The 21,429-nt window shown below is 67.7% G+C and carries 10 protein-coding genes and 4 pseudogenes; 7 read left to right on the forward strand and 7 right to left on the reverse strand.

Going from position 1 to position 21,429, the window contains the following annotated elements; all coding sequences use genetic code 11:
- Nucleotides 1-142 precede the first annotated feature (142 nt).
- Both GGQ91_RS08035 and GGQ91_RS08040 read left to right on the forward strand, forming a co-directional pair.
- A complete protein-coding gene (locus tag GGQ91_RS08035; protein WP_051044669.1) occupies nucleotides 143-844 on the forward strand; it encodes a GntR family transcriptional regulator in 702 nt (233 codons plus the stop codon).
- A 27-nt stretch (nucleotides 845-871) separates the two neighbouring features.
- Entirely contained in the window at nucleotides 872-1,054 is a 183-nt protein-coding gene (locus GGQ91_RS08040) for a hypothetical protein (protein WP_043347259.1), read from the forward strand.
- 395 nt (nucleotides 1,055-1,449) lie between these two features.
- Here GGQ91_RS08040 and GGQ91_RS08045 read toward each other — a convergent pair whose 3' ends face one another.
- The 5 genes and pseudogenes from GGQ91_RS08045 to GGQ91_RS08060 all read right to left on the reverse strand — a co-directional run bounded on the left by GGQ91_RS08045 (nucleotide 1,450) and on the right by GGQ91_RS08060 (nucleotide 10,857).
- Nucleotides 1,450-1,587 (reverse strand): hypothetical protein, encoded by a 138-nt coding sequence (locus GGQ91_RS08045; protein ID WP_170867468.1) that lies wholly within the window; start codon nucleotides 1,585-1,587, stop codon nucleotides 1,450-1,452.
- A 179-nt stretch (nucleotides 1,588-1,766) separates the two neighbouring features.
- Nucleotides 1,767-2,526: pseudogene (locus GGQ91_RS08050) on the reverse strand (IS5 family transposase).
- A gap of 289 nt (nucleotides 2,527-2,815) precedes the next feature.
- Nucleotides 2,816-3,144 (reverse strand): annotated as a pseudogene (locus GGQ91_RS28070) (IS3 family transposase); the annotation flags it as partial.
- 590 nt (nucleotides 3,145-3,734) lie between these two features.
- Nucleotides 3,735-3,896: pseudogene (locus GGQ91_RS08055) on the reverse strand (IS5/IS1182 family transposase); the annotation flags it as partial.
- Between the two features lie 52 nt (nucleotides 3,897-3,948).
- Entirely contained in the window at nucleotides 3,949-10,857 is a 6,909-nt protein-coding gene (locus GGQ91_RS08060) for an amidase family protein (RefSeq protein WP_182591728.1), read from the reverse strand.
- Between the two features lie 1,571 nt (nucleotides 10,858-12,428).
- Between GGQ91_RS08060 and GGQ91_RS08065 the strand changes: the two genes are divergently transcribed.
- Entirely contained in the window at nucleotides 12,429-17,573 is a 5,145-nt protein-coding gene (locus GGQ91_RS08065) for a S8 family serine peptidase (RefSeq protein ID WP_182591729.1), read from the forward strand.
- Here GGQ91_RS08065 and GGQ91_RS08070 read toward each other — a convergent pair.
- Nucleotides 17,537-18,109 carry a transposase gene (locus GGQ91_RS08070; protein ID WP_182591730.1) on the reverse strand — a complete coding sequence of 191 codons (573 nt, stop codon included), beginning with the start codon at nucleotides 18,107-18,109 and terminating at the stop codon, nucleotides 17,537-17,539. The genes GGQ91_RS08065 and GGQ91_RS08070 overlap by 37 nt on opposite strands.
- Before the next feature lie 384 nt (nucleotides 18,110-18,493).
- On the opposite strand from GGQ91_RS08070, the gene GGQ91_RS28075 reads away from it, so the two are divergent.
- The 3 genes and pseudogenes from GGQ91_RS28075 to GGQ91_RS28085 all read left to right on the forward strand — a co-directional run.
- Complete coding sequence (locus GGQ91_RS28075) at nucleotides 18,494-19,030, forward strand: cysteine peptidase family C39 domain-containing protein (RefSeq protein WP_279899162.1); 537 nt, start codon at nucleotides 18,494-18,496, stop codon at nucleotides 19,028-19,030.
- A complete protein-coding gene (locus GGQ91_RS28080; RefSeq protein ID WP_343066771.1) occupies nucleotides 19,024-19,752 on the forward strand; it encodes an ABC transporter transmembrane domain-containing protein in 729 nt (242 codons plus the stop codon). The genes GGQ91_RS28075 and GGQ91_RS28080 overlap by 7 nt, the downstream gene beginning before the upstream one ends.
- 240 nt (nucleotides 19,753-19,992) lie before the next feature.
- Nucleotides 19,993-20,202, forward strand: a pseudogene (locus GGQ91_RS28085) (ATP-binding cassette domain-containing protein); the annotation flags it as partial.
- Nucleotides 20,203-20,424: 222 nt separating this feature from the next.
- On the opposite strand, the gene GGQ91_RS08080 reads toward GGQ91_RS28085, so the two are convergent.
- Complete coding sequence (locus tag GGQ91_RS08080) at nucleotides 20,425-21,057, reverse strand: MarR family winged helix-turn-helix transcriptional regulator (protein WP_343066772.1); 633 nt, start codon at nucleotides 21,055-21,057, stop codon at nucleotides 20,425-20,427.
- Between GGQ91_RS08080 and GGQ91_RS08085 the strand changes: the two genes are divergently transcribed.
- On the forward strand, nucleotides 21,006-21,416 hold the full coding sequence (locus tag GGQ91_RS08085) for a Rieske (2Fe-2S) protein (protein ID WP_182591731.1): 411 nt from the start codon (nucleotides 21,006-21,008) through the stop codon (nucleotides 21,414-21,416). The two genes, GGQ91_RS08080 and GGQ91_RS08085, sit on opposite strands and share 52 nt — an antisense overlap.
- The last annotated feature ends 13 nt before the right edge of the window (nucleotides 21,417-21,429 follow it).

Consider the following 21,429-nt stretch of genomic DNA (forward strand, 5'->3'; position numbering starts at 1 on the left):
TGGAACACTCGGGCCTCCAGCCACCATCGGGTCAGGCACCGCTTTCCAGGCCCCCGTTTTCAAGCGGCCTCCCAGGTGCGCTCCGGCGCGTTCCTCGGATTTGATGCCAAGATCGATTTTTCGGCGCTCTCGGAGCTCGACTGTGCTGCAGCCACCTGAGACCTCTTTGGGTCTAATCTCGATCGGACAGACTGTGAGCCTGCGTGAGCAGGCCTACGACCGCATCAAGCGATCGATCCTCGCGATGGATCTCTACGACGGATCGGCACAGATCCGGCTGAACGAACACCAGATTGCGCAAGATCTCGGCATCAGCCGAACGCCAGTCCGAGAAGCCCTGACGCTTCTGGAACGGGAGGGCTTCGTAAGCACGGTGCCACGCCGCGGACTCTTCGTGACGCGCAAGACCAAGCGCGAAGTCATCGAGATGATCAGGGTCTGGGCCGCGCTGGAGGGCTCGGCAGCTCATGCCGCCGCCACGCACGCCACGGACGCCGATCTCCGCGACCTGAGCAAAGTCTTCCAGGATTTCGATCCCTCGGCATTGCCTGTTCATTTGACCGCTTATGAGGAAGCCAACCTCGATTTTCACCAGATGATCATCCGTCTCGGCGGCTGTGGATTGATGGTCGAGATGACGACCAACCTGTTCATCCACATGCGGGCGGTTCGATCGGCCTTCCTCCATCGGTCGGGGCGGTATGAAGTCTCGATGCGCGAGCATGCCGCCATCATCACCGCGTTGCAGGAACGCGACGCCGATCAGGCTGCGGTCCTCGTTCGCGATCATGCACTTGGTTTGATCGCCCACGTCGAAGCACATTGGGCGTGGCCAGAAGAATAAGGGACATCTCTGACGGAGGATCGACCCATGCTACCGTCCGTTCAGACCACCGACCTGCTCGGCCTCGGCTTCCTGATCATCGGACTCGTCGGAGCGGGCGTTGCCAGCGCAAGCCGGTCGCCGCGTTTTGCAGAAGAGCCGCGTGAGGAACTCGCGGGCGGAGCGGTGCTTGTGGCGATCCTCGGCCTCGCCTTCGTGCTCGCCGAATGACAGACACAGCGCAAGCAGGATCGGCCTCTTCGCGTGCGGCAGCGAACCAGCCCAGTGCCTCCGACGGTCGATCGGTCTGCTCCCGATACGTCTGAAGGGCCTTCCGGCGTCTGCGGAGTGAGATGTCCGTCACACCGCTTCCGGGACAGACATGCCCTAAAGCGGACGGCGTCTCCGCGCCTGAGTTCAAGCCAACGCTGCTTCGTCGGGGATAGACGTGAAAGACCAGGATTGAGGCGGCTTCCGTGCACGGGCAGCCTCCCGTCCGTTGACGCCCCGGGCGTTCGCTGAGGCGGTCACGCAGGTGGGCGGAGCAATCCCGGAGCCTCACCTGCCGGCCGAATCGAATTCCGGGACATCCTCAAGCGAGGCCGCGTGACGCGGCCCGTCATGACTCAGGCCAGTGTCGGGACCGGGCCGGTGAAACCCGCGGCCGGCTTGTCGCCGTCGAAGTGATTGGCGAGCGCGACAACGACTGCGAAGTTGGCGATGGCGGCAACGGGGAGGAGAGCGAGAGCGGCGAGCAGGGTCATCGGCGGCGTCCTGTTGTGCGGTGCGCAAGAAGCGATATCGCACTGCACGCCTTGCCTGGTATGCCACATACCTCAAGCCCGATATGCAGAGATTGCATGAGCAGATCGGGATGAGGGGCGTCTGCCGAGTGCCGTCATGCGAAGCGTCAAGTCGGGGTGACGCTAGGGTCCGGACGCGATCAGCACCAGAACGCGACGACGGCGGCCAGAGCGAGGGCTGAGGCGTGGTTGCGGGCGAGCTTGTCGTAGCGCGTGGCGATGCGAGGGAGGTTTTTGAGGCGGTTGAACATCGCCTCGATGCGCCAAGGCTCCCGACAGCGGGGCTTGTCATGGTGGATCCGACGCTTGCGACCGCGTTTGCCCGGGATAACTGGGGCGACCCCGCTGTTGCGGAGGCCGGTGCGCAGCCAGTCGGCATCGTAGCCCTTGTCAGCGCTCAAACGGCGGATCCGGCCCGGCCCCTCGGCCAGCACCGCTGGGCCAGTCGTCACGTCGCTGGCGATGCCCGGCGTCAGCAGGAGGATGGCGGGCCGGCCGAGGACATCGGTGAGGGTGTGGATCTCGGTCGTTTGACCACCGCGCGACGGGCCGATGGCCTGCGCCCTTGCCCCCCCCTTTCCCGCCCTGGGCGGACCGGTGAGCCCGGACGTAGCTGCTGTCGAGAGCGGCCGGATCGCCAGCCCACCCGGCCTTGGCCAGCGCGGTCAGCATCGCCTTCCAGAAGCCGCGCCGCGACCAGCGGTTACAGCAGTTGTAGACCGTGGTGCGCGGGCCATACGCGGTCGGGCCGTCGCGCCAGCGGCAGCCTCACGTCAGGACATGCAGGATGCCCGAGATGATCTGCCGGTCGTCTTTCCGCTCAGGTCCGGGCTGGTCCCTGGGCATGAACGGCTCGATCACCGCCCACTGCTCATCCGAGAAACAGAACAGGTTCGCCATCGGCACCTCCAGGCCGCAAACGGCCGCCTGGAATAATAAACCGCCAAACCGTAGCAATGGCTTGGTTCGGTTCACGCCCTAAGGCAACGACCTAGAGTAGCGCCAGCCGGCCGCCGTGCACAACATCGCCCTCTCACGAAGCTCTGAACCGGCCTCGGTGTCGCCTTGTCGTAAGTTCATCGCGAGGCACCCACTCGCCATGTCGTGCGATCAAGTTGGCGACGGAAGCTCGGCGGCTTCGAAACGTCGCGCGCTCCGTCCGATGGCGCTAGCCGCGGCAGACCTCCTGACTGTTGATCCGCTGTGCCGCCTTCAGCCAGGGCGGCCCAGCAGTGTTCGTTGATCAGCGTCAGGCTCGTCGGCTCTGCCCGTCGTGCGTCTGCACGAGCCGGAGATGGGCGCGCCAGCGACCAATTCGAAGTTCCAGACATGGTCGCTACAGAGCGGCCGCAGGCGCGTACACGAGCCGTCGTTGAGCCACAGTCGGCTGTGCGGCCTGTGCTTTTGGGGACCTTAAGCGCCTCGCGACGCGTGGGTAACGCTGGCTCCGATCCTTGCCGGCCTGCCAGCGATCTGCTTGCAGTAGCGCCGTGACGCGGCGGGGTAGCCGTAGCGTCCAACCCACCTGCGTGCGGGCCACCAAATCGAGTCACCGCCGGATGGGCAGATTCGCTCTCAGATGTTCAGGGGAGGGCACCACGTTTTCTCGCGACGAAAGCGCCCTGCCCTGCTGCTTCGATGGGTGACCGCATCAAAATTGTCCTCTGGGAGTAATCATGATTTAAAGTATATAATCGATTGCTCGACGCTATATCGACAAACATAAAGCAAATTCTATAATATTTTTATGCAAATATACAGAATTAATAGCCGGTATCCTAGATTTTATTCGGATTCGCCCTTTCTTATCTGTTATTCTTTCAATCCGATGCTGAGTCTGCTGTCCATCAAGTGAGTCGCTCGGCCACCTCCCGTGCCCTGCTCCCCACCTGGTCGTGTATCTCCACCGCCAATTGAAAGGGCGTGCTGCCCTGCCGGCCGACAGTCGCGATGAGCTCTGGCGCATGGTTGTGGCTGAGAGCGGCTAGATGTTCGGTCTGCCAGAAGGCGGACGGCCTCTATCGACCGAGGCCGTGTGAGAACGCGGATCCCCAGGGTTTGGGAGATGCTCGGAGTAGCCTCCCGGAGCGCGGTGGCGGGCCTCAGGTTCAGATCGCCGCCATCAGCGGACGGACCCAAAAGATCTGGATCATCCGCTTCATGGTGTAGGCCAGAACCTGCAAGCTCATTCCCGCCCTGACCTTCGCTAGGATCCAGGCCAGGAAGTGCGCTGATCCCATCCAGATCTTTAGTGTTCCGAACGGGCGCTCAGTAATAACTCCGGGACGCCGTCCAAATTGCAGTCTAATTGGGGAATAATTTCTAAAAATTGTACACCAAGCTTCCCTTGGCAGCGTGGTCCTGGGCGCGTGCCCCAATCTGCCCGGTGTAGGACAGCCCGGCGCTCAGGCCCGGCGCGAGCATCAGCCCGAGCCCGACCTCGCTCACCAGCACGTCCCGGTCGAGCGGCAGACCCCGGCTCGCGAACCGCGCCCCGGTCCCCCGGAAGGCCAGCGGCACACTCGGCGCCAAGTCGCCGAACGACCGCCGGAAGGCGATCATCCCATGCACGAACGCCAGAGCAGGAACGTCGCGGTCCAGTGGCGCTTGCATCCGCAAGCCCATGATGGCGCTCGGCACCGTGTGTTCCTGCCCGAAGCCGGTCAGCGTGGCCGCTCCGCCCCGCTCTGCGAACCGCTCGCGGGTGACCGAGACCACCGTCCCGCCCGCGAACGGCTCCAGCTCAACCGCCGCGCTCAGGCCGATCCGATAGCCCGCCTCGCCGAAGCCCTGCACGCTATGCCCGCCCAGCCGCGCCGTGGCGCTGTCCGACAGACCCGGGAATGCGACCACGCGCCGGAGCTGGGCCGGATCGTCCGCCGCCAGCGCCCCGAACCGCAGTATGGCCGATCCCGCCTCCAGGCTGCCGTAGACGCCCCCGAACGTGCTCGTGAGCGCGCCAGCCTGGACCTGGGCCGGGCTGGCAAAGCCAGACTCCAGGCTGCCGCCGACCGCGCCCATGCGCAGGGCGCCAAGCGACGTGCCGACCCGCGCGTCCAGGCCCAGCAGGAAGCCGGCGCTGTGGCGAGACAGCCCGGCGGCGTTGCCATCCGCGCGCACGCGCCCGACGCTGCCGAGCCCCTGTCCCCACAGGCTCACGGCCGGCTCCGACCCATCGCCCGGCCGCGCCCCCGGAGCCGCGTCCCAGCGCAGACGGTCGAGCACCGCCTCGCGCAGAAGGCCGGCATTGGCGAACACGGTCGTGGCGAGGGTGGCATGCCCGTCCCCCGAAAGCGCGCCGAACGCTGACTGCGCCTGACGCGCCGAGAGCATCGCCACGGCGTCGTAGAGCGGCGAACCGACCGCGCCCGCCTGTGCGGCCGCAGCCGCCGCGCGCTGGTTGCGCGTCTGCGCCACCGCGGCGAAGTCGAGGTCGTTGCGCGCCAGCGTCAGCGTCACCGCGTCGGAGGCGTATCCCAGGAACGGGGTCAGGAAGGCGAAGTTGCTGCTCACCCCGGCAAACCGACCCTGCACGCCGGCCGCCGCGGTCAGGATGGTGTAGCGCGTACGCGGCGCATATTGGCCGGTGCCGGCAACCGCATGGACGGTGGCGCCCGTCACCGTGGCGCTGCCGCCGACGTCGACCCGGTCGGCGCGGCCGTCCGCGATGGCATCGACCCGGTAGAGCGCCCCCGGCGCCAGGACGAGGCTGCCGGCCACGCTGATCCGGCCCAGCGCCCCCGCGCCGATGCCCGGGGCGAGCGTCGCGCCGGTGCCGAGGCTCAGGCTGCCAAACCGGGCCTCGCCTGTGAGGAGGCTGCCGGGCCCGATCGCGAGGGTGGCGTTGGGCAGCGCCCCGGTGACGGCGAGTTCGCCGCCGAGCACGCGGACCGGCCCGGACAGGGTGCTGAGCCCCGACAGCGTCAGGGTGCCGGGCCCGACCTTGGTCAGGCTGGTCTGCGTGGCGCCGTCGACGATCCGGCCGGCATAGAGGGTGGAGGCGCCGTCGCCGCCGACGGTGAGCTGACCGTTGCCCAGCACGGCTTCGGGCGTTGAGCCGGCCAGCGAGCCGACCGCGAGGTCGGTGCGGCCGAGGTCGAGGCTGCCGTCGTTGGTGAGCCGGGTGATGCCGGTGGTCGGTCCGGTGAGCGCGAACGTGGCGCCGGGGGCGTTGCTCACAGCGCCCGCGAGCACGCCCGAGGCCTGGACGATGCCGGTATTGGCCAGCCCACCCGTGAGGGTGCCGGAATTGATCAGGGTGCCGGCATTGGCGAAGGGCGCGGAGACCGTGGTGAAGGTGCCGGTGTTGACGAGCGTGGCGCCGGCGGCGTTGACGGCGTCGGCGGTGAAGCTGCCGGCGTTGACGAGGCGGCCGGTGTTGAGCAGGTCGTCGACGACGCTGGCATTCTGCGCCACGGTGAGCAGGCCGGCATTGGCGATGCCGCCGGCCAGGAATCGGCCGCCGTCGGCGACCGTGACGGTGCCGACGTTGGTGAGCAGCCCGCTGAGGCTGTAGGCGCCGGTGACCGCCAGGGTCGCGCCCGCGGCGTTGGCGAACGTGCTGTCGCTGGCCACCGCCCCGGTGACGGCGAGGGTGCCGGCCCCGTTGCGGATGGCGCCGTCGATCCGGCCGGCGGAGGCCGTGACGGTACCCGTGTTGATCAGCCCGCCCGCGATCGTGCCGGCAGTGGCGAGCATACCGCTGTTCGACACGCCGCCCGCGATGGCGCCGCTGTTCTGGGTCCAGCCGGCATTGGCGAGGCCGCCGGAGATCGCCCCGTTCGTCGCGAGGTTGCCGCTGTTCGACACACCGCCCGTGATGGTGCCGCTGTTGGCTGCCTGACCGGCATTGGCGAGGCCGCCGGCGATGGTTCCGTTATTCGTGAGCGTGCCGGTGTTCGCGACCGCGCCGGTGATCGTCCCCCCATTCGTGAGGCTGCCGGCATTGCCGAGGCCGGCGGCGGCCGTGAGGCTCGCGGTCCGCGCGACCGCGACCGTACCGGCGTTGGTGAGGGGCCCGCTGAGGCTGTAGGCGCCGGTGACCGCGAGCGTTGCGCCTGCGGCGTTGGTGAAGGTGCTGTCGCCGGCCACCGCGCCGGTGACGGCGAGGGTGCCGGCCTCGTTGCGGATGGCGCCGTCGATCCGGCCGGCGCTGGCCGTGACGGTGCCGGTGTTGGTCAGCCCGCCCGCGATCGTGCCGGAGGTGGCGAGCGTACCGCTGTTCGACACGCCGCCCGTGACGGCGCCGCTGTTCTGGGTCCAGCCGGCATTGATGAGGCTGCCGGCGATGGTTCCGCTGGTCGTGAGCCAGCCGGTGTTTGCGACACCTCCGGTGATCGTCCCGCCATTCGTGAGGCTGCCGGCATTGCCGAGGCCGGCGGACGCCGTGAGGCTGGCGGCCCGGGCGACCGCGACCGTGCCGTCGTTGGTGAGCGGCCCGGCGAGGCTGTAGGCGCCGGTGACCGCCAGCGTCGCACCGGCGGCGTTAGCGAAGGTTCCGTCGCTGGCCACAGTTCCGGTGACGGCGAGGGTCCCGGCGTCGTTGCGGATGGCGCCGTCGATCCGGCCGGCGCTGGCCAGCACCGTGCCGGTGTTGGTCAGCCCGCCCGCCACCGTGCCGGAGGTGGTCAGGCTGCCGATATTGGCGACGCCGCCCGTGATGGCGCCGCTATTGAACGCCGTGCCGGCATTGGTGAGCCCGCCCACCAGGGTTCCGGCGTTGACCAGGACGGTGTCGGGCCGGCTGACGAGTGGGGCGAGGAGACGGGCGGTCGCGGAGAGGTTGAGGGTGCCGGCCGCGATAGTGGTGCCGCCGGTGTAAGTGCTGGCGCCAATCAGCGTCAGGGTTCCGGCGCCGGCCTTGGTCAGGCCGCCGGTTCCGTCGAGGGTGCCGGCGAAGGTGGTGGAGGTGCCGTCCGCTCCGGCGGTGAGGCGGGCGTTGCCGAGCGAGACGCGGCCCTGTCCGGCGAGGGATCCGATGGTCTCGCTGTCGGCGAGCGCCAGGGTGGCCCCCGCCGCGATGGTGACGGCGCTGCGGTCGCCGATGGCCTGCCCGCCGCGGGCGAGCAAGGTGCCTTCCGCGAGGGTGGTGGCGCCGGTGTAGGTGTTGGTGCCTGCCAGGGCGAGGGTCCCGGGTCCGAGCTTGGTCAGGCCGCCGGATCCGGAGAGGGCCTGTGCGAGGGTGACGGTGTTGGCGGGATCGGCGATGTCGAGGCCGCCGCCGTTCCGGCTCCAGGTGATCGGGCGGGTCGTGGAGGAGAAGGCGGTTCCGGTGATCTGGAGGGTTCCGCCGTCGAAGGCGAGCGAACCGGTGGCGGCGCCGAGGTTGGCGTCGCGCGCCACCGAGAGGGTGCCGCCCGCGAGCACGACACCGCCCGAGAAGGTGTTCGTGCCGGAGAGCGTCAGCGTGCCCAGCCCGAGCTTGAACAAGGTCCCCGGACCGGACAAGACGTTCGACACCGTCAGGGTCTGCGCCGGATCGACTGCCAGACCCGAGGCACCCTCCAGGGTGAAGGGACGCGTGGTCGTGAAGCTCGCCGTCGCCTCCAGGGCGGCCCCGTCGCCGATCGTGACAGCCCCGTAGGCTTGGCCGAGATTCGCCTCCCGCGGTACCGAAACGGTGCCCGCCAGGATCTGCGTGCCGCCCGTATAGGTGTTGTCGGCCCGAAGGCTCAATCGGCCCAGGCCCGTCTTGGACAGGCCGCCATTGCCGGACACGACCGCATCCTCCGTCAGCGTCGCACCGGCGAGCACCCCGAGGGTACCGCCGTCGCGGAGGATGACGGGCCGCCCGAGCGCGAAGCTCCGGGTGGCGATCAACGCGCTCTTGTTCTCCAGCGTCACGGTGTTGCTGGGGGCGCCGAGCGCCTCCGTCTTGTCGACGGCGAGCCCGCCCTGCCAGACGAGGACCCTGCCGGTGAAGTCGCTCGTCCCGGTCAGGAGCTGAATGCCGGTCCCGTCCTTGATCAAGCCGCCAATGCCGGAGATGCGCCCGTCGAAGTGCGGCGCCATGCTCGCGTCAGTGACGTCGAGCACCAGCGGCGCCATCTCGGTCGTCAGCAGATGGGCCCTGGTGGCGCGGCCATGATCGTCGAGGTTCTTGAGGACGAGCGGCAGGAGCGGCCCGTTATCGTTCGGCTGATCGTCGCCATAGCCTGTCGCGGGAGGATTGGGCGCCACAACCCGATACTGCCGGAACGCATCGGAGCTCAGTTGCTGTTGGAGGGCTTGGCCGATCCTCAGCAGCGTCTGCTCCTGATAGGGATTGGCGTCGATGAGGATGTTCGCCGGCGCCCCACCCACCTGAAAGGGCACGTTGAGTTGGGGCGATGAGGAAGTCTGTTCCGTCGAGAAGGTAAATATGCCGAGGCCGTCGTTGGTGTCGTCGTCCGTGCCGAGGAAGCCGACCACCGCATCGACACCGAGTGCCTTGCGGACATTCGACATCAGCGTCGTCGAGATCCGGATCCAATTCGCATAGGCGCGATTGAATTCGTCGATGGAGGCGTAGGGGCCGACCTTATCCACGGCCAGACCAGCCAGGGCCATCTCGCCGCTATCGAGGTCCGGGTTCTTCTTGGCGAAGGCCACGAGGTCGTCGATCGTGCGGGCGAATACCTTCGGATCCACGTTCAGCCGCGAGAACTTGTCTCCGAGCAGCCGGACGAGAGCGCTCTTGTAATCGTCGGGCGATGAGACACGAGAGGCAAGGTAGCTCGAAATCGAAACGTAGGCATCATAGAAGTAGAATGGTGAGGCCCCGGTGGTCGCGGCTTCGACCCACCTGGCCCCGTTGTCGAAGGATTGCCGAAAATCGCTCAGAACTGCGGCCCTGGCGGCCGGATCGGTCGGAATCTGCACGGATGAATCGGCAAGCTTCACGAACTGGACGAGATCGTCGTCCGACATCGCCAGGACCGCCGTCTTCACCGCCGCGTCGACGCTGGCGCGATCGAGCGACACGACGGCGGCGTGCGCGGCCGTCAGCATCCCGCCGACGAGGGAATTGAACTGCGCGGGCCGCTGAGGATCCTCGGTGGGCGTCGCGCTGTAGACGCCGACCTTCAGGCCGGTCAGGTCACCGGTCAGGCCGGCATTGTAGTCGGCAGGCCGGACGAAGTCCTTGCTGCGCGTGTCGGTCGTGTCGAGCTTGACCATCCCGTTGAGGGCGGCGGCGAGGTCGTGGACGCTGTTGCCCATCGGGCCGGCGGTGTCGATTTGCCGGGAATAGGGCGCGATGCCGGTCGTGCTGATCAGGCCCGCCGTCGGCTTGAGTGCGTAGAGACCTTGCTGCTGCGCTGGATAGATGATCGAGTCGGAGGTTTGCGATCCGACGGTAAGCGGCGCGAAGCGCATGGCAGCCGCGATGCTCGGCCCGCTGCTGGATCCGGCCACCGCGATCGACGGATCGACCGGGCTGATCGTCTGACCGCCCGTGCTGCTTTGATTGTTGCTCGTCAGCCCGGCCCACTGGCCCATATTGGCCTTGCCCAGGATAAGCAGGCCCTGCTCCCGCATCCCGGTCACCAGCGTCGCCTCGGCGGCCGGACGGGATCCGATCAGGGCGGCCGAGCCCGCAGTGGTGCGCAGATCGTCGGCGGTGCCGATATTCATCTTGAGCAGAACCGGTACGCCGAAGAGCGGCGGCAGCGTCCGGCCCTGGCGCTGCGCCTCCATCCGCTGCGCATCCGCTTGGTCGGCGAGCGTCAGGATATCCGGATTGATCTGCTCGACGGAGCGCAGGGCCGGGCCTGCATGGTCGAGTTGCTGGATCTTGTACAGGTACTGCAACACGATCTCGCGCGACGTCGTCTCGCCCCGTTGCAGCATGCCGCCGAGGTCCAAGGCTGTTCGCCCGGTGAGGTCGACGCCGCCGTAATCGGGCAGCGGATTGCTCGAGAGGGTTCGCGTCAGGGAGACGGGGTCCGGCGGCTTCGGCAGCGAGGCGTCCGTGAGCCCGAGCCGCCCCACGAGACCGACGATGTCGGCTTCCGTCGCGGCGCGCGGGTCGAAGGTCACCAGCGGCCGGGCGGAGACCGACAAGGTGGCGATCTCTGCGTCGGTCTTGGGCTGGCCGGCGCGGATATAGGCAGCGCGGACGACGTCACGCAGGGCGAGCTGATTCTGGGGATCGCTCGCCTGTGCGGAGGCCGGCACGGTCAGCCACAGGGCGCCCAGGAGGGTTCCGGAAACGCGCAGTCGCCCCCGTGACGCGGGCAGGCCAAGGAACATGGTCGATCTCCGGAGCTGTGATCTGGACAAGGGACTTCGACGGGCCGGGGCGCGGCATCCGGGCCGCGGACGGACTCACCCGGGCCTCTGCCCTCAGTGACGGCACCCGCGCGCCGACCGGCACGGCGCGCCGGCGGGCGTGCCGCGATGGAGTCGCCGGAAAGCCCCGGACACGCAGGGCCGCGATTCCATCGACCGTGCCGCCTTCGACGGGCGAGAATGGCCATTCGGCGGGCGGGATCGCGAGACCGGCGCCGGCACGGTGTCGATCGGACGGACTGCGATGAGGCGGACGGCCGGACCGCGACCGAGCTTTGCCAGTAGGCACAGCGGGACCCGCGACCGGGCGTCCGGTGCGCGAGCGCCGTGCGACGGATCGGCCCATGGCCGGTCACTTGGCTTCTCCGTTCGAACCGGCCGCCCCAGAGATTTGAAGCGCGGTCGTCGACGTTCGTCTCACGCAGGCGAAACAGGTCCGTGGATCATCGAAGTCGCGACACGGCGAGTCGGCGATAAAATCTGCGGCGCTCATGCCGATAAGATAGAAAATAACTTTCCGATCTTTCAAGTGCCGTCATTATATACTGTATTATCTGTACATTTCCCCTCTATTGAAGGATGTGTAATTCGTCGTCCCGGAGTTCTGCCGCCGGTCGATTGCGGCAGATCCCAGCATTTCCTGATTTTGGCATGATAATTGCTTGCTACCATTGTCGAGCCATCGTGTGGACGGGGGCGCAAATCGCGTCGATCACGATCGTTTAGACGGGCATGTAACCGAATTGCCACAATTCGGCCGGCACATCCCGCGTGCGTGAGCGTCCGCTGCTGCCGGCAAGGAGGGGGCACACGCCGCGAGGCCTCCGCGGACGGCGGCCGGCTTCAGCGGCGACCAACCCACGATGGGGTCAGACGAGGCGTCGGCCCCATCCGCGCAAACTGACCGGAGCCCCTTCCGGGAACGCTGCCGTCGCGTCGAACTGCCGCCCATCTTGGCAGCAGGCGCCGCAGGCTAGAGCTCGGCCGGTCGTCGAGCGCGACGAGCGCGGCCTCCGACGGCGGGCCGAGAATACCCACCTTCCCACGGCACGTCCGGTCAAACCGCTCGGCCAGAGTCGCTCCGACATAGGATCGCCGGGCGTCGAAGGTGTGGCAGAAATACAGCGTACCGACCTGTTGATGTGACACTTCGATTTCGCCCTCGACGCAATTTCTGTGCCAATATGAAGAATGGTCGATGTAATCGATTAACCGGCACTCGATCAGCATTGAATTCGCTAGGAAATCAACATTACTCGGTCGCTGTTTATCTCATCAATATGAATTTTTTGAAATACATTACCGCCAGTTGCGACCCAAACGAAGGTAGATTTAGATTTTCCCCGCGCATGATAACGAGATCGAGATCAGATGACACCTGACGTCTGATCGAACATCTTCCGTTGATGCGATATTTTGAATCGCGGGCGGATTAAATGTACAAGAAAATCGAATTTCCAGCGTTCGTCATCGAAATGAGGCGTCTTCGGGATTCGGTTTTATCGGTCTCATGGGGCGCGAGCCTGGGCCTCGTGGCTCTGGGATGGTCCGGGCCGAACCTTTCCCTAGCGCAGAGCGCCGTCAGCACCGATCCGGCGTCGTGGCGCACGCCGGAATATCAGGCCGACTGGGGCCTGGGGGCGATGCGCGCCGCCGATGCCTATGCGGCCGGCTACACGGGTTTGGGCGTCACGGTCGGCGTGGTCGATTCGGGCATCTACACCGCCCACCCGGAATTCGCCGACGGCCGCGTGAAGCCGCTCACGATCACCGGCACCTTCGGATCGGACGGCTATTACTTCACGATTGGGTCCGGGGTGCCGGACGACCGGTCTCCGCAGCCGAGTTTCTTCGACAAGGGCGAGCCCTACACCGTTCCCGGCACCTACGATCCGGCCGTCAACGATCCGCACGGCACCCACGTGAGCGGGTCGATCGCGGCCTCCCGCAACGGCGTCGGCATGCACGGCGTGGCGTCCGACGCCACACTCTACGTTGCGAACACGCACACGACGGATGAAGGCATCTACGGGGCGAACGCCGACTACGCGTACTTCAAGAACGCCTATGGCAGTCTCGCGGCCGCCGGCGCCCGGGCGATCAACTCGTCCTGGGGCAGCCCCCCGCCAACGGACAACTACAACACGCTCCCTGGCTTACGCCAAGCCTACACGAAATTCGACGGCCAGCTCGGCTATGTCGATGCCTTGTCGGATGTCGCCAAGCAGTACGGCATCATCCAAGTCTTCGCTGCGGGAAACACCGGCTGGGACAATCCGAACGTGCGCTCGTCCCTGCCGTACTTCCGGCCGGACATCGAGAAGAACTGGCTTGCAATCGGCACGGCCGGACGCGGCGCAAACGGAAGCACAGCGCCCGAGGACGTCATCCTCGTCTCATATTCTAACCGCGCCGGCGCCGCCAAATATTGGTACGTCGTCGCTCCTGGCGACGAAATCAACAGTACGGCACCGACATACACGCGGAGCGCCGTCTGGAATGCCAATGAATGGAGTATCGATCCAAACAATCAGACCGGCTACACCACGATCGGCGGGACCTCGATGGCGGCGCCACACGCCACCGGTGCGCTGGCGGTCATCATGCAGCGCTATCCGTACATGTCCAACACGCAGACCCGCGACGTCCTGCTCACCACCGCCTATCACCGCAATGCCGTCGATGGCGTTCCCGACGCCAACCCCAATGCGCCCAACGCAGTCTGGGGCTGGGGCCTGATCGACCTCGACAAGGCCATGCGGGGGCCCGGCCAGTTCCTGGGGCCCGTCGCCGCGAACCTCCCCGCGGGCGTGAAGGACACGTGGTCCAACGACATCTCCGAGGACGCGCTGATCCAGCGCAAACGGGAGAACGACGCCGAGGCGGCCACATGGACGACCCGCAAGGCCACCCTCGCTTCCCGCCTTCAGCCCCCGGTCCTGACGGCCGGCCTGCCGGCAAGCCTGACTGCGCTGGACGGCGTCGTCAGCGCACTGCGCAACGGCAGCGAATCCGGGATCCTGAACGCTATCAAGGCCGCCAACAACGATCCCGTCGCTAACCAGGTCCTGGCGACGTTCGTCCGGTCCAACGGGTATGACAACGTCTGGCCCCTCACGAACCCGGCCTACGCCTCTGCCCGCAACGACATGGGCAACCTCCTGAGCGGCTATCTCTCGGGGCTGACGAGCGCCGATTACGACAGCACCATCGCTCAGATCGTCCGCGATTGGCAGAACGAGTCTCGGTTCGAGCCCATACGGATCGCCTCTTTCGCCGAAATCCCCACCCAGGGCAGCCTGATCAAGCTCGGGGATGGGACGCTGACGCTGAGCGGCACGAACACCTTCTCGGGCGGCGTCGTCCTGGCGGGCGGCACCCTCTCGGTCTCGCGCGACGTCAACCTCGGCGCCGCCACCGGTGCCCTCGCCTTCGACGGCGGAACCCTCCAGATCACCGGAACCGCCTTCACCTCCACCACCCGCCCGATCACCTGGGGCCGGAACGGCGGCGGCCTCGACATCGCCGATCCCGCCAACACCGTCACCCTCGCACAGGCCCTCTCCGGACCCGGCGGGCTCACCAAGGCCGGCCCCGGAACCCTCACCCTGGCGGGCACCAACACCTACACGGGCGCCACCAGCATCGCGGCCGGCACCCTGCTCGCCCGCAGCGGGCAGGCCATCGGCGACCTCAGCCGCGTCACCATCGCGCCCGGCGCGACCCTGGCGCTCGCCGACAGCGAGACCGTTGGATCCCTCGCCGGACAGGGGCGCGTCGCGCTCGGCACCGCCCGCCTCACCGCCGGCGGGGACGGCACCTCCACCACCTTCGCCGGCACCCTCCACGGAACCGGCGGCCTGACCAAGGCCGGCGCCGGAACCCTCACGCTGACCGGCGCCAGCACCTACACCGGCGGCACCACCATCGCGGCCGGCACCCTCAGCGCGATTAACGCCGCGGCGCTGGGCACCGGAGCGGCGACGGTCGCGGCGGCCGGGACCCTCGACGTGAACGACGTCACCCTCGCCAACACCCTGACGCTGACGGGCACCGGTGTGGGCGGCGTCGGCGCACTCACCGGCACCGGCACGGCCGGCGTCTCGGGGGCGATCACGCTAGCCGGCAATGGCACGCTCGGTGGCCGCGGCACCCTGACTCTCTCCGGCACCATCGACAACGGCGGCAACGGCTACGGTCTGTCGAAGGTCGGCACCGGCACCGCGATCCTCACGGCCGCCAACACCTATACGGGCACCACCACGATTTCTGGCGGCAGGCTAGCCCTGGCCGGGGCCGGTTCGATCAGCGCCTCCAGCGGCGTGGCGCTCGCCACGGGCGGCACCTTCGACATCGCCGGCCTGACCGGGACCAGCGCCACCATCGCCGGCCTCCTCGACACAGCCCCCGGCCAAGCCGGCACCGTCACCCTCGGCGCCAGCACGCTCACGATCGCCAACGCCAGCACCGGCTTCGGCGGCAGCATCACCGGCATCGGCGGCCTGACCCTTACGGCAGGCACCCAGACGCTGACCGGGACCAGCATCTACACCGGCCGTACCACGATCACCGGCGGTATGCTGTCGCTGGCCGGGGCTGGCTCGATCGCCGCCTCCAGCGGCGTGGCGCTGGCCACCGGCGCCAGCTTCGACATCTCTGGCCTGACCGGGACGGGCACCATGATCGCCGGCCTGGCCGACACGGCTGTCGGCCAGGCCGGCACCGTCACGCTCGGCACCAAGACGCTGTCCGTGGCAGATGCCGGTGGCAGCTTCAGCGGTACGATCACCGGCACCGGCGGCCTGAGCCTGACCGGCGGCCGGCAGATCCTGACTGGGCACAGCACCTACACGGGTACCACCACAGTGGCGGACGCCACGCTGGAGATTGACGGCGTGCTCAGCGCCTCCGAGGTGACGGTCCGGCGCGGGGGCACGCTGTCGGGCACGGGTAAGATCGGCGACCCTCTGATCGAGGCCGGCGGCCGGCTCGCCCCGGGCAGTGCCGCGGCGATCGGCACCCTGACGATCCACGGCCCGCTGACCTTCGCGCCGGGCGCGTTCTACACGGTTCGGATCACGCCCACGTCCAACGACCGCACCGACGTGACCGGGCCGGTGACGATCCAGGGCGGCAATGTGCAGGTGCTGGCGGGTTCGGGCACCTATACACCGATCCTGCGCTACACGCTGCTCACCGCGAGCGGCGGCATCACTGGCACGTTCACCAGCCTGCAGACCACGAGCAACCTCGCCTTCCTGACGCCGTCGCTGACCTACGAGGCCCACGGCATCACCCTCGGCTTCGCTCAGACGGCGCCATTCACCAGCGCGGCAACCACTCCGAACCAGGCCACAATCGCGGTTGCCCTCAACGGCACCGGGCCGACCGTCACCAGCACGCCGGTCACGGGCGGCAGCGCACCCCCCGCCGTGACGACGAGCGTCTCAGCCACGGGTACGGTCACCACCGCGGTGAGCGCCGGCGCCGGCACGACCACGGTGGTCTCGACCCCAGCCGCGCAGGTGACCACCGCGCTCCTGAACCAGACAGCCTCCGGCGCCGTGCAGGCGCTCAACAGCCTGTCGGGCGAAATCCAGGGCTCCGCCGTCTCCGTGCAGGCGCAGACCGCCCTCGCCGCGCAGGGCACCCTGCTCGAGCACCTGCGCTTCGGCGCTGGTCCGGCCGGCAGTTCCGGCCTGACTGGCGCCGCCGGCCAGCGCTTCGCCCCCGGCACCACCCTGCCGGCCGGCTACGCCGCCCTTACCCCGGACGAGCCTGCCACCGGCCTCGTGCCGGTGCGGCCGCTCGCGCCGCGCTACGGCGTCTGGGGGCAAGCCTTCGGGGTGTTCGGTTCGAGCGACGCCACCCGCAACACCGCTCGCCTCACCCGGGAGACTGGCGGCTTCCTACTCGGCGCCGAGGCCGGCCCGGGCGTGCTCGGCGACGGGCTGGGCGCCGACCTCGACGGCTGGCGCGTCGGCGTGGCGGGCGGCTCGGGCGTCACGCAGTTCGACATAAGCGCGCGCCAGTCGTCGGGTCGGATCGAGGGCAGCTTTGGCGGCGCCTATGCCAGCGGAGTGCTCGGACCCGTGCAGGTTCGCCTCGGCGCGCTGTATGGCCGGGACGCCCTCGACACCCGCCGGACCGTGCTGTTCCCGGGCTTCTCGCAGGCGATCAGCGGCCGGGCGGGCGGCAGCACACTGCAGGGCTTCGGCGAGGTCGGCTACCGGATCGGCGGGGTGGAGCGCTCTATCGAGCCATTCGTGGGGGTGGCCGCGCTGCGCCTGCGCCGGGACGGCTTCACCGAGACGGGGGGCTCGGCGGCACTGGCGGCGTTCGGGCGGACCGACCTCATCGAGACGGCCACAGCGGGCCTCCAGGCGCGGGCGGTTGTGGCGGACCTGTTCGGGGGCGCCGGCCCGCTGCTGGCGCAGGGTCTGATCGGCTACCGGCGTGCGTTCGGGCACGTGGCGCCGGCCGCTCTCCTGGCGTTCCGGGGCAGCTCGGCCTTCCGGACGGCCGGCGCGCCGCTGGCCCCGGACGCAGCCATGGTGACCGCAGGCCTCGACTGGGCGGTGGCGCCGGGAACAGTGATGGGATTGAGCTATGACGGTCAGATCGGGGCGCGGACGTGCGATCACGCCGTCAAGGGCAGCTTCTCGTACCGCTGGTAAGCGGGGTTAGAGCTGTTACGGACTGTTGCGAAGTCGGCGGCCCTGGATAGAAGCAGGACGCTGAAGGCGACGAGGTGCAATCCGGCCAAGGTGGCAGGTAGACGCTCGTAGTCGCTGGCCAAGCGGCGGAAGCGGGCCATCCAGGCGAAGGCGCGCTCGACGACCCATCTGCGTGGCAGCAGGACGAAGCCGCGCTTGGACTCGGATAGCTTCACGACCTCCAGGGCGATGCGGTGATCGGCTGCCGCCCTCGCCGCACGCTCGCCGATATAGCCCTGATCGACGTAGGCGAGATCCACGCTGTCACCGGTCGCCTCCTGCACGGCGTCGGCCAGCGCCGCTACATCAGCGCGGTCATCGGCATTGGCGGGCGTGCCGTGCACGCCATAGCGCACGACGTAGCGCAGCCCGTTGAACACTTCCCGCAGGCTGTGCTCGCGCTGGGTGGCGGTCTCGGGGAGCAGCGGCAGATAAGGAGCGACCAAGGCCCATTCTTCATCGCTGACATCGGACGGGTAGGCGCGGCGGGACTGCATCCCCCAGAAACTGGCGCAGCCGCAGGTCCGTAACAGCCTATAGGCCGTGCCAGTGTCACGGTGCGTGCCGCCGGACGTTCTGGCTGCCTATCCGGCCATCCGATACCGCATACATCAGATATCGAACAACATTATACCATCCGCAGGCAGTTTATGTCTGACTTTGTTAACATTATTGCCCAATACTCACTATAATACAGCTAGTCGATGCCACATAAAACTCAACATATTTCTCGTGGAAATTACCTTGTGCTGCGAAAAGTAAGACATTATTTCTTGTATATCCCATAAAACTTCAAGGCATCTGCCCCTTCCGTAAATGATAATCTCAGCATATCTGCCGTTTTAGGATGATAAGAGGACTGTTTTTCGGGGTCTTGGCAGGTGACAACAGACTTTGTTGCCACATATGCCAAAGATACCGGTCTCTTCAGCCTCGCGCTCATCTTCGGATTGGCCGGAGACGCGCTCGACGTCGATCGGGCGGCACGCGAGTATCTTTCGCCAGACCAGCTGAGCGGTTTCGACGATCTCATCCGCATTGCCCGCGCGAGCGGGTACAAGGCACGCCGGGGGCGATCGTCCATCAAACGCCTCTCGGCCCTCGCCCTGCCGGTCATCGCACGCGGACCTGACGGGCGGTTCTTCGTCATCGGACGCCGCACTGACACCGGCGTGTTCGTCGGCGAGGCTGGCGGCGGCCCCACCCCATGGACGCTCGCACAGCTAGCGTCCAACTGGACCGGTGAGGTCCTGTTTGCGGTCCGCCGCGCGCCCGCGAGTGCAGGCCCCACTCCGTTCGGGCTGGCGTGGTTCCTGCCGGCCATGCGCCGCTTCAGGAACGTTCTGGCCGAGGTGCTCGTCGTCTCGGTGTCATCCAGCTGCTGGCGCTGGTCGCCCCCCTGTTCACCCAGGTGGTGATCGACAAGGTCCTGGTTCATCGTGGCCTGACGACGTTGCAGGTCCTCGTAGTCGGTCTGCTCGCGGTGAACCTTGCCGAGGCCGCGCTCAGTTGGCTGCGCACCTACGTCTTCGCCCACACCACCAGCCGCATGGACGCGATCCTCGGCGCGCAGCTGTTTCGGCACCTCGTGGCGCTGCCCATCGGCTACTTCGAGAGCCGCCCGACCGGGCAGACGGTGGCGCGCGTGCGCGAGCTGGAGAACGTGCGCAACTTCGTCACCTCGTCGGCGCTCACCCTGGTCATCGACGTGGTGTTCGGGCTGGCCTTCCTGGCGGTGATGGCGTGGTACTCGGCCACGCTCACCCTCGTGGTCGCAGCCTCGATCCCGATCTACGCGACGATCTCCCTCGCCCTGACGCCCGTCCTGAAGGCGCGGGTGCAGGAGAAGTTCCAGCGCGGGGCGGCCAACCAGTCCATGCTGGTGGAGAGCCTGGGCGGCATCCAGACCCTCAAGGCCATGGCGGTCGAGCCGCAGGTCCGTACCCGCTACGAGGAGCAACTCGCCGGCTATATCGGTGCGGCCCTGCGCTGCGTGACCCTGGGCGCCGCGGGCTGCCAGCTCGTCGGGCTGACCGGCAAGGTGACGAGCGCGGCACTGCTGTGGTTCGGCGCACAGGCGGTGATCGGCGGGACGCTGACCATCGGCGAGTTCGTGGCCTTCAACATGCGGGCCGGGTAGATCAGCGGGCCGGTGCTGCGCCTCGCCCAGCTTTGGCAGGACTTCCAGCAGTTCCGGCTGTCCGTCGACCGGCTCGGCGACATCCTCAACACGCCGGTCGAACCCGGCTTTGACGGCGTCAAGCAGTGCCCGCCTCCGCTGCGGGGCCACATCCGCTTCGAGGGCGTGGGCTTCCGCTACCGGCCGGGCGGACCGGAGATCCTGCGCGGGCTCGACGTCGAAATCCAACCCGGCGAGGTGGTGGGCATCGTCGGCCGCTCGGGCTCGGGCAAGTCGACGCTGACCAAGCTGCTGCAGCGCCCGTACCTGCCCGAGCGCGGGCGGGTTCTGGTCGACGGCATCGATGTCGGGCTGCTCGACCCGTCCGGGCTACGCCGGCAGATCGGGGTGATGCTGCAGGAGAACGTGCTGTTCGCCCGCACCATCCGCGAGAACATCGCCCTGGCCGATCCGGGCGGATCACCGGCATTCGCCCCGGGCAGGGAAGCTCAGATGCGCTGGGTGATCAGCTCAGCACGCCCTGTGGGCATGTCATGCCGTATTTATGCGCAACCGGCGTGCGCTCTGCAAATGAAATACCCGTCCAATTTTTCCGAAGGTATTGGGATAAGGGACCTTTCGAAATTCTTCGACGCAGAACAATCTGTGTCTTCTTTGGGCAAAGGCCGCGCCCTACACGATGGCGGGCTGGCCGCGCCGGTGCTCGTACCCCGCGATGACGCGGCGCAGGAGCCGGGTCAGGGTGCCCTGCTCCGCCGGGGTGAGGGCCTCGACGGTCAGGGCGTGCGCGGCCCGCGCCGCCGGCTCCATCGCGCTGTGGAGCGCGGCCCCCGCTTCGGTCAGCCGACAGACCTGCGCGCGGCGGTCGAGGGGCGAGGTCGAGCGGCTCACCAAGCCGCGCGCCGCGAGGCGTTTCAGGGCGCCGGTCGTCGTCGTCCGGTCGAGGGCGACCGCGCTCGCGAGGGTCGTTTGATCGGCCTCCTCCAGGTCCCGCAGCAGCGACAGCAAGCTGTACTGCAGCGGAGTGACGCGAAACGCGACACAGCTTTCCGCAAAAAGGCTGACGTGGATCTGGTGCATGCGGCGGGCGAGGAAGCCCGGGCGCTCGCCCAGGGGCCAGTGCCGCGTGTCCGCCGTCCCGTTCGCCTTTGCCGACCCCGCCGCGAATCCGGCGTCCAGGCCCTCATCCATCGTCCGACTCCGCAGAACGGTTCCAGTCTTGGAACGCCGCGTGCAACGCCGGACTACGAAGCATGCTTCGCTTTTGGCAAGGGCGAGGTCGGCGCGCGCCGGCCGGGACCTCATCGCCGATCCCCACGTGCGGGACACCTATCTCGGTGGCTGAGACGGACGGGCCAGAGCGGATTTGCCTCGGCCCGCACGACCTTCTCGCCGGGCGGAACTCGGTGGCGATCACCGTCCGAGGATACCATCTGCTTCTCGTGCGCGATGGCGAGCGGATCGTAGCCGCCGAGCGGGCCTGCCCGCACTGGGGGGCAGACTTGTCTCTCGGCCAGTGCGTCGGTGGACGGCTGCTCTGCCCCAGGCATCTCGCCTCTTTCGATCTCCGAGATGGCTCCGTCTCACCGGGCTGGTCGTTTCGTGCCCTTCGCCTGTTCGAGATCGAGTCGGCTTCGGACGGGCTATGGCTCAGGATGAAATGATGTGTCTCGGGCC

It is taken from the genome of Methylobacterium fujisawaense (genome assembly GCF_014138435.1).
Taxonomy (GTDB): Bacteria; Pseudomonadota; Alphaproteobacteria; order Rhizobiales; family Beijerinckiaceae; genus Methylobacterium; species Methylobacterium fujisawaense.

Coding starts and splice junctions, on each gene's coding strand:
- GGQ91_RS08045 (WP_170867468.1), bottom strand. CDS start 1,587: ATGACCCTGCTCGCCGCTCTCGCTCTCCTCCCCGTTGCCGCCATCGCC.
- GGQ91_RS08085 (WP_182591731.1), top strand. CDS start 21,006: ATGCTTCGCTTTTGGCAAGGGCGAGGTCGGCGCGCGCCGGCCGGGACC.
- GGQ91_RS08070 (WP_182591730.1), bottom strand. CDS start 18,109: ATGCAGTCCCGCCGCGCCTACCCGTCCGATGTCAGCGATGAAGAATGG.
- GGQ91_RS08060 (WP_182591728.1), bottom strand. CDS start 10,857: ATGTTCCTTGGCCTGCCCGCGTCACGGGGGCGACTGCGCGTTTCCGGA.
- GGQ91_RS08080 (WP_343066772.1), bottom strand. CDS start 21,057: ATGAGGTCCCGGCCGGCGCGCGCCGACCTCGCCCTTGCCAAAAGCGAA.
- GGQ91_RS08040 (WP_043347259.1), top strand. CDS start 872: ATGCTACCGTCCGTTCAGACCACCGACCTGCTCGGCCTCGGCTTCCTG.